Here is a 10720-nt window from a genome sequence, read left to right as displayed (position 1 = left end):
GCGCCGATGGTAGTGTGGCATTCGCCATGCGAGAGTAGGACACTGCCAGGCACCCAATACAAGAAACCCCGCTCACTCGAGCGGGGTTTTTTATTGCCTGAAATTCAGCCCTCACTGGAGGGCAAACGGGCACTATGGTGCTGTTTCCCGCCGTGTTTTCTGATACTCGCATTCATCATCCCAGCCAATATCGACGTGTTTGTGGCCCGTCTCTGCTCAATATCTATTCGAAAGCCTGCATTCTGGATATAAAAAGCACAGAATGTGATGCTTCTACCTTTCTTGTCATGCCTGCTCTGGTTTAATTCCCGGGTCCACATCGATGGACCAAGGAATCACAATAATTTGAGGAATGGACACATGTTCAAAAGAACAGTAACGATGATGCTGGCGGCGGGAACCCTGGTATTAGGCGGTTGCGCATCCAATGGTGGTGCAGAGCAGGCGGCGGCGGACAACAGCGACTTCGGCGGCAAGTCCATCTACCTGCGTGGTGAGATGAACGACTGGATGGCCACCGACGAAAGCAAGGTCGTCAAGGTTGCCGACAAGCTCTACATGGCCAAGGGGACGCTCAAGAAAGAGTGGGCTCCTTACAAGTTCAAGTTTGCCGACTCCGGCTGGAGTTGTGGCACCAACTTCGGTTACAAGAGCCCGAGCGATGGCGTTGCCGTGCTCGGCGGGGAACCTGTACCGGTCAATCCGTGCTCCAAGTATGAGGACATGAAGTTCTCGCCCGAGGCGGATGGCGTCTATGAGTTCTATCTGAATATGGCGGGTGAGACACCGAGCGTATACGTCAAGAAACCCTGAGATAGTCTCTCGCTTTAAATCTCTCGGAAATTGAACTGGTTAAATGCCCTGGCCCAGAAATCTGCTGGCCGGGGCATTTTTTTAGGATAGAATCGGCGCCCTCATGACGGATAAATCACAATATATAGTGTTTTAAATTCTTAAATTTACTACTGGTAGTATTCTTGTCACGATATTGCCCCATTCACAGGAGGTTGATTGACCATGGCTAAATCCATTCCGGTACTGGAGGGCGTCACCGCCAGCCGCCAGATCCCTCTGCAGGAGACGTCTCTCGAGATCTGGGACAGCAAGTATCGTCTCAAGAGCAAGGATGGCGCCCCCATCGACGGCTCCATCGACGAGACCTACCAGCGTGTCGCTCGCGCGCTGGCTGCGCAGGAGCGCGAACCCGACACCTGGTATGAACCCTTCCTGTGGGCCCTGCGCAATGGTGCCATTCCGGCGGGCCGTATCACTTCCAACGCCGGGGCGTTTGAGCACAAGCCGGCGACCTCCACCATCAACTGCACCGTCTCCGGCACCATTGAGGATTCGATGGACGATATCCTCGGCAAGGTGCACGAGGCGGGCCTGACCCTGAAGGCGGGTTGCGGCATCGGTTACGACTTCTCGACCCTGCGACCGCGCGGAGCCTTCGTCTCGGGAGCGGGAGCCTATACCTCCGGGCCGCTCTCCTTCATGGATATCTACGACAAGATGTGCTTTACCGTCTCCTCTGCCGGTGGCCGTCGTGGCGCCCAGATGGGCACCATGGATATCCGTCACCCCGATGTCGTCGAGTTCATCCAGGCCAAGCGGGAGGATGGTCGCCTGCGTCAATTCAACCTCTCCCTGCTCATCACGGAAGAGTTCGTCAGTGCGGTGAAGGAGGATGCCCCCTGGCAACTGATCTTCCCCTACACCGCCAAGGAGGTGGAGCAGGATGGCATCGCGCTGGATGACCCAGCGAGGGTGGTCTGGGCGGACTGGCCCAACAAGGAGGGTGTGGTGATCAACGAGCTGGGCCAGGTGGCCTGCAAGGTCTACAAGACCCTGCCCGCGCGCAAGCTGTGGAACGTCATCATGACCTCTACCTACGACTATGCGGAGCCCGGTTTCATCCTGATCGACAAGGTGAACCAGATGAACAACAACTGGTTCTGCGAAGAGATCCGTGCCACCAACCCCTGCGGTGAACAGCCTCTGCCGCCCTATGGGGCCTGCCTGCTGGGCTCGGTCAACCTGACCACCTTCGTGCGCGATCCCTTCACCGAGCAGGCCGCCTTCGACTGGCCCGCGTTTCGCAAGGTGGTGGCCATCTTCACCCGCATGCTCGACAACGTGGTGGAGATAAACCAGCTGCCGCTGGCCAAGCAGCGCGAGGAGATCACCGCCAAGCGTCGCCACGGCATGGGCTTCCTGGGGCTGGGCTCGACCCTCACCATGCTGCGCATCAAGTACGGCTCTGCGGCCTCCGTCGCCTTCACCGAACAGGTCTCCCAGGAGCTGGCGATGACCGGCTGGCAGGAGTCTCTGCGTCTGGCGAAGGAGAAGGGGCCGGCCCCCATCATGGAGCAGGAGTTCGAAGTCACCGGCAAGATGCTGCGTCTGCGCCCCGAAATGGCGGCAGATGGCATCAAGCTCGGCGACAAGGTGAAGGGCAAGGTGTTGCATGCCCGCTACAGCCGCTACATGCAGCAGGTGGCCGAAGTGGATCCCGCTCTGGTGGCCGAGCTGGCCGAGGTGGGTGGACGCTTCACCCACCACAGCAGCATAGCGCCGACCGGTACCATCTCCCTGTCGCTCGCCAACAACGCCAGCAACGGCATCGAGCCGAGCTTTGCCCACCACTACAGCCGCAATGTCATCAAGCCGGGCAAGAAGAGCAAGGAGAGCGTGGATGTCTACTCCTTCGAGCTGCTGGCCTATCGCGAGCTGGTGAACCCGGCCGCCATGCCCTATGCCGAGGAGGAGGGTAGCCGCCTGCCGGATTACTTCATCACCGCGGACGACGTCACGCCGACCGGGCACGTGGATATCCAGGCGGCGGCCCAGCGCTGGATCGACTCCTCCATCTCCAAGACCGCCAACGTGCCGACCGATTTTCCGTTCGAGCAGTTCAAGGATATCTACCTCTATGCCTCGGACTCCGGCCTCAAGGGCTGTACCACCTTCCGCTTCAACCCGGCCGCCTTCCAGGGCGTGCTGGTGAAGGAGAAGGATCTGGAGAACACCAGTTACGAGTTCACCCTGGAAGATGGCACCGTCATCACGGCGAAGGGGAACGAGGAGATCGAATACGATGGCGAGCTGCACACCGCCGCCAACCTCTATGACGCCTTGAAAGAAGGCTATTACGGCAAGTTCTGAGGACGAGACATGGTCAAGAAAATCGACAGAAAAATCGTCGCCTACAAGGTAAAAACCCGGGATGAGCCGCAAGATGCGCCGACGCCCCAGGATGACGTGGTGCACATGCATGAAACCGTGTTGCGCCCGGAACGGCTGATGGGCACCACCTACAAGCTGAAAACGCCGGAGCACGTCTCCGAGCACTCGCTGTTCATCACCATCAACGACATCATTCTCAACGAGGGCACGGTGCACGAGACCCGGCGCCCGTTCGAGATCTTCATCAACTCCAAGAGCCTGGAGCACTATCAGTGGATAGTGGCGCTGACCCGCATCATCTCGGCGGTGTTTCGCAAGGGAGGGGACGTCACCTTTCTGGTGGAGGAGTTGCGCTCCGTGTTCGATCCCAAGGGGGGGTACTGGAACAAGGGCAAGTACGTGCCCTCTCTCATCGCCGAAATTGGCAACGTGATCGAAACCCATCTCACCGAGATCGGCATGCTCAAGGTGCCCGGGCTGGACGAGCACCAGCAGGCGTTCCTGGCCGAGAAGCAGGCGCAATTGCAGGCACAGCAACAGGCAGAAGAGCAGCCGGCGGGCAGCGGTTTCCCACCCAGTGCCGCGCTCTGCTACAAGTGCCACACCAAGGCGCTGGTGCAAAAGGATGGCTGCATGACCTGTCTCAACTGCGGGGATTCCAAGTGCGGTTGAGGTGCTGATTGCCACCAAAGGCCGGCAACATGCCGGCCTTTTCGTTGCTGATTTTATGTTCGAACGACGCCCATGATGGCAGCGATTTGTTGCGCACCGGTAAATTCGGGCGTAGCGTTGGGGGTAATAAAACTGTCACGGCCGTGTGGTTTCAATGACATCTGAGATTCACACACGTGGCACCTTCAGTGCCAAGGAGGATGCTTATGGACAACACGGACCGAAAGCTGTTTATCCTGGATACCAACGTTCTGCTTCACGAACCCCTCGCCATCTACTCCTTCAAAGAGCACGACGTGCTCATCCCCATGACGGTGCTCGAAGAGCTCGACAACATCAAGGATCGCCAGAAGGACGTCAGCCGTGATGCCCGCATCGCCATCCGTGCCCTGGAAGATGTGTTCCGCGATGCGACTCCGGAGCAGATAGTGCAAGGAGTCGCACTGGCCGGCGAGGCGAGCGGCCATGTCTCCATCTTCAGCGATCACCATCTGCCTCAGGATGCCGAGGTGTTCACCGACAAGGAGGCGGACAACCGCATCATCAACGCGGCTCTCTACCTGCAAAAGCACGAAATGAAACGTCAGGTGGTGCTGGTGACCAAGGACATCAACATGCGCCTCAAGGCCAAGGGGGCTGGCCTTGCCCATGTGGAGGATTATCGCAGCGACCAGCTCATCGACGACATCCGCCTGCTCGCCAAGGGCTTCCAGGTGGTGCCCGGCAGCTTCTGGGAGCGGGTCGGCGAGTGCGACAGCGAAACCCATGGCCGCGATACGGTCCACGTCATCGATGCCAACCTGCTGGAGGGAGTCCACGTCAACCAGTACCTCCTGGACGAGGAGAACTTCTTTGCCGCGCGGGTGCTGAGCCACGACGGCAACAAGATCCGCTTGAAAGATCTCGGCCGCGAGCGGCTGATGTCCCGCAAGGCCTGGGGGGTGCATCCCAAGAACGTCTATCAGGGCATGGCGCTGGATGCCCTGCTGGATCCGCACATCGACCTGGTGATCCTGACCGGCCCGGCGGGCTGCGGCAAGACCCTGCTCGCCATGGCGGCGGCGCTGGAGCTGGTGATCGAGAAGGGGATCTACGAGAAGGTGATCGTCACCCGCAATACCCCGGAAATTGCCGAGAGCATCGGCTTCCTGCCCGGCACCGAGGAGGAGAAGATGATGCCCTGGCTGGCGGCGGTGACCGACACCCTGGAGGTGCTGCACAAGCAGGACGAGAACATGAGCGGGTCCCTCAGCTACATCATGGAGAAGGCCAATATCCAGTTCAAATCGGTCAACTTCATGCGCGGGCGCAGCATCCAGAACACCTTCGTGCTGCTGGACGAGTGCCAGAACCTGACCGCGTCCCAGATCAAGACCATCATCACCCGCTGCGGTGAGGGGACCAAGATCGTCTGCTCCGGCAACCTGGCTCAAATAGACTCCAACTACCTGAGCCCGGTGACCTCGGGGCTGACCTACATCGTCGAGCGGTTCAAGGATTTCGACGGCAGTGCCAACATCTTCCTGAACGGGGTGGTGCGCAGCCGGCTGGCTTCGTTTGCTGAGGAAAACCTCTGATTTGACGGGATCTCTGCATGAGAAAGGGGAAGCCGGACGGCTTCCCCTTTTTTGATCCCGCCTATCTCATGCCTCTCTCGGTCGGCCCAGGTAGCGCAGCAGCCCGGGGTGATCGCTGCTGTGCAGGATATCCGGCTTGCCCTGCAAGGCGATACGTCCCGTGTCGATGAAGAGCACCTGATCGGCGATGAGCTGGGCATCCTCCTGGGAACGACAGGGAGAGACCATCAGCTTGTCAGCCCTTCACTGTGGCGCCAGAGCGCGGCCCAGGTAGCGCAGCAGCCCGGGGTGATCGCTGCTGTGCAGAATATCCGGCTTGCCCTGCAAGGCGATGCGTCCCGCGTCGATGAAGAGCACCTGATCGGCGATGAGCTGGGCATCCTCGGGGTTGTGAGAGACCATCAGCACGGTGATGCCCTGCTCGCAGGCGAGGCGGGCGACCTCCGCCAGCATCTCCCGCCGCAGGGCCGGATCGAGGGCCGAGAAGGGCTCGTCCAGCAGCAGCAGCGGCCTGCCCCGCACCAGGGCGCGGGCCAGCCCCACCCGCTGCTGCTGGCCGCCGGAGAGCTGCTCCGGCAGGCGCGTCAGCATCTCCCCCAGGCCCACCTTGTCAGCGGCCTCCTGCACCAGCCTTTTCTGGGCCGGATTCAAGCGCAGGCCGGGATGCAGGCCGATGGCGATGTTGTCGAACACCGACAGGTGCAGGAAGAGGTTGTGATCCTGGAACAGGGTGGTGACCGGGCGCTCGGCAGGGCCCAGTGACAGCAGATCCTGGCCGTCGAAGGTGAGGGTGCCCGACTCCACCGGCACGAAGCCCGCGATCATGCCGAGCAGGGTGGACTTGCCGGCGCCGCTCGGACCGATGAGGGCGGTGATCTCCCCCTTGGGCAAGGTCGCACTGAAGGTCACCTGCCAGTCGGGATAACTGGTGACCAGTTCCTCAATTACCAGCATGTTTGGCTCCTGAATGTCGTTTTATAGAACAACAAGTAAGAAAAATTGATGAAAAGCAGCGTGAGTGACTGCTCCAAGTGGCGCCCAAGGGGCGTGCCCGGGCGGATCCTGGGGGCAGGGAGGCGGCAATGCCGCCGGGGATCAGTGATCCACATGCCTGCCTCCCAGTCCCCGCTCCACCAGCCAGAACAGGGAGAAGCAGAGGGTAAGCAGCAGCAGGGCGGTGGCGGCCGCCTCGGTCAGCCGGTAGCTGCCGAGCTGTTGATAGAGCAGCCAGGGCAGGGTAGTGAGGGTCTGGCTGCCGAACATGGCGATGGCCCCGAGATCCCCGAGGGACAATATCATCGAGAGAGCCATGGCCAGGGCCAGCGGACGGCGCAGCAGGGGCCACTCCACCAGGCGCAGGCGATGCAGGCCGCGCACCCCCAGGCTGTCCGCCAGCCGATCGTACTGGCGCACCACCAGTTGCATGGGGGCCGAGAGGGTGCGCAGCACATAGGGCAGCGCCATCAGGGCGTTGACCAGCACCACCAGCCAGGGGCCCAAGGCAAAGACGTCGGTGAAAGGCATGAACAGGATGAAGAGGCCGGTGGAGAGCACCACCGCCGGGATCATCAGGATCATGGAGCCGCTGGCCTCCCACAGGGCGGCGGCCCGCCGTTTGCGATCCCGCACCCTCAGGTGCCGGCTGGTGAGCAGCAGCCCGGCGCCGAGCAAAGTGGCCAGGGAGCCCGCCGCCAGGGCTATGCCCAGGGACTGCCCCCCTGCCTGCCACAGCCGGGGTGAGCCGAGCGCCGCCAGCAGACCGGGGTTGAACCCGGCGACCACGATGGCCAGCAGGGGCGGCAGGAAGATGGCGAGCCCCATGGTCAGGGCCAGGCCATCCACCAGAGCGCTGCCCTTCTGGTGTCTGTCGGGACGCAGGCAGGGGCGACGGCTGGTGAGGCGACTGGCCGGGGTGGTCTGCAGCTTGTGTTGCAGCAGGAGCAGGGCCAGGGTCAGCAGCAGTTGCACCAGGGCGAGCCCGCCAGCGGTGGCGAGATCGAAGTCAAAGCGCAGCGCCTGGTAGACAGCCACCTCCAGTGTGGTGGACTTGGGGCCGCCCCCGAGCGCCAGCACTGTGGTGAAGCTGGTGAAGCAGAGCATGAAGATGAGGCTGGCGAGCCCCGGCAAGATGCCGCGGATGAGCGGCCACTCCAGCAGCCGGAAGATGTGGGAGGAGCGCATGCCGAGCTGGCTGGCGAGGCGCCAGGAGGACTCGGGGATGCTCTCTATGCTCTGCAGGATGAGGCGGGCGGCCAGGGGCATGTTGAAGAAGACATGGGCCAGCAGGATGCCGAACAGGCCGTAGAGATAGTTGCCGGGATCCAGGCCCAGGCCGTGCAGCAGTTGCGGCAGCCAGCCCTGACGACCGTGCACCGCCACCATGCCGAAGATGGCGATGATGACCGGCAACACCAGGGAGAGGCCGAACAGCTTGAGCAGCAGGCGGCGTCCGGTGAAACGGCGTCGCGCCAGGGCTCTGGCCACCGGGATGGCAAGCCCCAGGCTCAGCAGGGTGGAGAGCAGTGCCTGCCAGAGGCTGAAACCCAGCACGTGGCGCAGGTAGGGATCGCCTAGCAGGGCGCGGGGGGAGAGGGCCCCCGCCTGCCACAACAGGGCGACCAGCGGCCCAATGGAGAGCAGCAGGATGACCAGGGTGGCTGCACTGCCGGGCAGCCACCAGAGGGTGCGACGACCTGAACTCACTGGGTGACGGCTTGCAGCCATTCGCGGATCCACCCCTTGCGGTTGGCGGCCACCTCGTCAGCGCTGAAGGTGAGTGGCTTAGCTACGGTGATCATCTGTTCGAACCCCTTGGGCAGCGCCACGTCTGTCACCGGATACATCCAGTTGCCGCCGGGGATCTCGTTCTGGAAGGCGGAGCTCACCATGAATTGCAGGAACTGGTCAGCCAGTTTGCCCTGTGTGGCGCCCTTGAGCTTGGCGGCTACTTCCACCTGGCGGTAGTGACCCTCCTCGAACGCGGCCGCCCGGTACTGGGGTTTGCTCTCGGCAATCAGGTGATAGGCGGGGGAGGTGGTGTAGGAGAGCACCATGTCCGCCTCGCCGTCGAGGAACATGCCGTAGGCCTCTGACCACCCCTTGGTGACGGTGACCGTCTTTTTGGCCAGTTGCGCCCAGGCGGTCGGTGCCTCATCCCCGTAGACCGACTTCATCCAGAGCATCAGCCCCTGGCCCGGGGTGGAGGTGCGGGGATCCTGATAGATCACCTTGATATCGGGACGTGCCACCAGCTCCTTCAGGCTCTTGGGGGGCTGCTTGAGCTTGTTGCTGTCATAGACGAAGGCGAAGTAGCCGTAGTCATAGGGGACAAAGGTGTCGTCTTGCCAGCCACCCGGTACCTTGAGGCCATCGAGCCTGGTGGAATGGGGGGCGAACAGGCCGCTCTGTTTGGCCTCGCTGATGAGGGCATCGTCCAGCCCCAGCACCATGTCGGCCTTGCTGTGCTGGCCTTCCAGCCGCAGCCGGTTGAGGATGGCGACGCCATCCTCGAGGGGTACCAGATTGAGGGTGCAGCCGCACTCCTTCTCGAAGGCCTGCTTGATCTTGGGACCCGGCCCCCATTCGGCGGCGAAGGAGCCGTAGGTGTAGACGGTGAGGGTGTCGGCGGCAAACGCCTGGGCAGAGAGCAGGCTGGTGGCGATCAGCAGCAGGGTCTTCATCAATGGCACTCCTGTGGGTATCGGGGTGCTCATCAATGGCACCTCGCGTGTGGTGAGCGCCGGCGGATGAGGGCACAAAAAACGCGCGCCATGCCTCAAATTCCTCCGCCAGCATTATCTGGATCAGGTTCACGGGTATAATCTCAGCGGTAAACCGCACCCCGTTTGAGCAACGCATCGCATTGTATTGGCGTTCCTGGGGGGAGGCCAGCACTATGTTTCACGGGCCGCATCGTGCGAGCCACCACCAAGGAGGAAGTCCCCAGTGATCACCAGCACCAAGGAAAGACGTGCCTTCCAGCGCATGGTCATCAATGCCCCCGTCACCCTGTTCCAGCATCAGCAGGTGCTGGAGGGGGTCTGCCGGGATCTCAGCGCCAACGGCATGGGCGTCGAAGTGAACAAGCACGCGTTCGATCTGGCCCAGCCCATCCGGGTGAGCCTGGCGACCAGCAGCAATCTTCTGCCTCCCTTCGAGGCCCAGGCTCGCATCGTGCGGGTGTTGGAGGAAGAAGACGGTCTCCTGCTGGCGCTGGAGTTTCTCTCCCTCACCTGAGACCCGGGCGCCCGTCCTCCTCGAGACAGGCCAGCCATGGGCTGGCCTGTCTCATTTCCCCTCATCCTGCACCGGCTGCACACTCAACTGGCCGCTGTCGACCAGCGTCTTGCTGGTGGGCGCGAGCTGGCCCATGGGCAGCTGGGCCGGGCCGGTCGGCTCCATCAGGAGGTAGGTCTCCCCCGCCCGGCTCAAGGTGGCGTCCCCCGGTTTGGCTGGCAGGGCCACCCCCAGCAGGGCATGTCCCGGCACGAACACCATGGCCTGCTTGAGATCGGGATACCCCTGGGCCAGCAGGGCGGCCATCAGGGTCACCTTGCTGTCGCAATCCCCCCGGTTCTGCTCCAGCACCTGGCGCGGGCTCAGAAACCCCTTGCCAGAGCGGCCCGACTGGCTGTCGAGCAGTTGATAGGGGATGGCCTGGATGAAGTCGAGCATGTGGGCCACCGTCTTCTGGCGCGCCTCGGTCTCGGTGGCCCCTTCCTGCTTGAGCTGCTCCATCAACGGGGCCAGTTCGTCCCGGCTTTCCAGGGCGATGCGCACATGATCCTGCTTGATGGCGGGAGCGCCGTCGGGGGCAGTGAAGGGCTGGAAGTAGTGCTGCGTGAGCCAGGCGGCCTCCAGTTTGGCCTGCTCGGGCTTGACCCATTGGGAGGCTTCCCGCGCCTTGTCGGCGTTGCGGCTCTTGATGCTGAGGCTCATGGCGGGGCGAACGAGGGAGAACTGCACCTCGGGGAACGCCAGGGGGGCCTGTTGCAGCAGGCTTTGCAGTACGTCTTCCTGCATCCTGGCCGGACGGTAAGCGATGAGAGGGGGCTGCTTGCCCGCCTCCAGCCGGTAGCTGAGCTGCTGCGCCTTGCCCTCTCTGTCCTGCCAGCCGACATTGAGCTGACCGCCACTGTTGGTGAAAGAGGTCTGTCCGCCCAGGGCCGGGAGGCTGAGCAGCAGGCAGAGCAATGAAAGGGCGCCCCTTGCGGACATAGGTGTCTCCTGTCGGACATGCAGAGGTGGCGGGCTTTGTACAGCGACCCGACAATAAAACAGGGAGC

10 protein-coding genes and 1 riboswitch are annotated in these 10720 nt (G+C 62.3%); of the genes, 5 read left to right on the top strand and 5 right to left on the bottom strand.

From position 1 onward, the window contains the following. Positions 1-360: 360 nt before the first annotated feature. The 4 genes from AB5Y51_RS12350 (at position 361) to AB5Y51_RS12335 (ending at position 5435) form a co-directional block, all read left to right on the top strand. A complete protein-coding gene (locus tag AB5Y51_RS12350) occupies positions 361-813 on the top strand; it encodes a pullulanase (RefSeq protein ID WP_029313820.1) in 453 nt (150 codons plus the stop codon). Positions 814-1017: 204 nt separating this feature from the next. Beyond that, complete coding sequence (locus tag AB5Y51_RS12345) at positions 1018-3165, top strand: adenosylcobalamin-dependent ribonucleoside-diphosphate reductase (RefSeq protein WP_041215837.1); 2148 nt, start codon at positions 1018-1020, stop codon at positions 3163-3165. Positions 3166-3174: 9 nt separating this feature from the next. Beyond that, complete coding sequence (locus AB5Y51_RS12340; protein WP_010673144.1) at positions 3175-3858, top strand: hypothetical protein; 684 nt, start codon at positions 3175-3177, stop codon at positions 3856-3858. A gap of 206 nt (positions 3859-4064) precedes the next feature. Then, the gene (locus AB5Y51_RS12335; RefSeq protein ID WP_113069681.1) at positions 4065-5435 is read left to right on the top strand and encodes a PhoH family protein; all 1371 of its coding nucleotides are present in this window, start codon (positions 4065-4067) and stop codon (positions 5433-5435) included. Between the two features lie 66 nt (positions 5436-5501). On the opposite strand, the gene AB5Y51_RS12330 is transcribed toward AB5Y51_RS12335, so the two are convergent. From AB5Y51_RS12330 to thiB, 4 genes are all read right to left on the bottom strand, one after another. Further along, the gene (locus AB5Y51_RS12330) at positions 5502-5663 is read right to left on the bottom strand and encodes a hypothetical protein (RefSeq protein WP_180321335.1); all 162 of its coding nucleotides are present in this window, start codon (positions 5661-5663) and stop codon (positions 5502-5504) included. 15 nt (positions 5664-5678) lie between these two features. Further along, positions 5679-6389 carry a thiamine ABC transporter ATP-binding protein gene (gene thiQ / locus AB5Y51_RS12325; RefSeq protein ID WP_039041185.1) on the bottom strand — a complete coding sequence of 237 codons (711 nt, stop codon included), beginning with the start codon at positions 6387-6389 and terminating at the stop codon, positions 5679-5681. A 141-nt stretch (positions 6390-6530) separates the two neighbouring features. Next, positions 6531-8159 carry a thiamine/thiamine pyrophosphate ABC transporter permease gene (gene thiP / locus AB5Y51_RS12320; protein ID WP_042016674.1) on the bottom strand — a complete coding sequence of 543 codons (1629 nt, stop codon included), beginning with the start codon at positions 8157-8159 and terminating at the stop codon, positions 6531-6533. Beyond that, positions 8135-9115: a thiamine ABC transporter substrate binding subunit gene (thiB, locus tag AB5Y51_RS12315; RefSeq protein ID WP_368178512.1), complete on the bottom strand. Its 981-nt coding sequence runs from the start codon at positions 9113-9115 to the stop codon at positions 8135-8137. Before thiB ends, thiP begins: the two co-directional genes overlap by 25 nt. Positions 9116-9198: 83 nt before the next feature. Next, positions 9199-9289, bottom strand: a riboswitch (TPP riboswitch). Between the two features lie 91 nt (positions 9290-9380). Here thiB and AB5Y51_RS12310 point away from each other — a divergent pair. Continuing rightward, positions 9381-9671, top strand: coding sequence for a PilZ domain-containing protein (locus tag AB5Y51_RS12310; RefSeq protein WP_039041182.1), 291 nt, complete (start codon positions 9381-9383; stop codon positions 9669-9671). A 51-nt stretch (positions 9672-9722) separates the two neighbouring features. Here AB5Y51_RS12310 and AB5Y51_RS12305 read toward each other — a convergent pair whose 3' ends face one another. Further along, a complete protein-coding gene (locus AB5Y51_RS12305) occupies positions 9723-10652 on the bottom strand; it encodes a transglutaminase domain-containing protein (protein ID WP_368178511.1) in 930 nt (309 codons plus the stop codon). Positions 10653-10720 lie beyond the last annotated feature (68 nt).

This window comes from Aeromonas sp. R7-1 (genome assembly GCF_040908115.1).
In the GTDB taxonomy this organism is placed as follows: Bacteria; Pseudomonadota; Gammaproteobacteria; order Enterobacterales; family Aeromonadaceae; genus Aeromonas; species Aeromonas caviae.
This window is presented reverse-complemented; position numbering and strand designations above follow the sequence as displayed.

Coding starts and splice junctions, on each gene's coding strand:
- thiQ (WP_039041185.1), bottom strand. CDS start 6,389: ATGCTGGTAATTGAGGAACTGGTCACCAGTTATCCCGACTGGCAGGTG.
- AB5Y51_RS12335 (WP_113069681.1), top strand. CDS start 4,065: ATGGACAACACGGACCGAAAGCTGTTTATCCTGGATACCAACGTTCTG.
- AB5Y51_RS12305 (WP_368178511.1), bottom strand. CDS start 10,652: ATGTCCGCAAGGGGCGCCCTTTCATTGCTCTGCCTGCTGCTCAGCCTC.
- AB5Y51_RS12345 (WP_041215837.1), top strand. CDS start 1,018: ATGGCTAAATCCATTCCGGTACTGGAGGGCGTCACCGCCAGCCGCCAG.
- AB5Y51_RS12340 (WP_010673144.1), top strand. CDS start 3,175: ATGGTCAAGAAAATCGACAGAAAAATCGTCGCCTACAAGGTAAAAACC.
- thiB (WP_368178512.1), bottom strand. CDS start 9,115: ATGAAGACCCTGCTGCTGATCGCCACCAGCCTGCTCTCTGCCCAGGCG.
- thiP (WP_042016674.1), bottom strand. CDS start 8,159: ATGGCTGCAAGCCGTCACCCAGTGAGTTCAGGTCGTCGCACCCTCTGG.
- AB5Y51_RS12350 (WP_029313820.1), top strand. CDS start 361: ATGTTCAAAAGAACAGTAACGATGATGCTGGCGGCGGGAACCCTGGTA.
- AB5Y51_RS12330 (WP_180321335.1), bottom strand. CDS start 5,663: ATGGTCTCTCCCTGTCGTTCCCAGGAGGATGCCCAGCTCATCGCCGAT.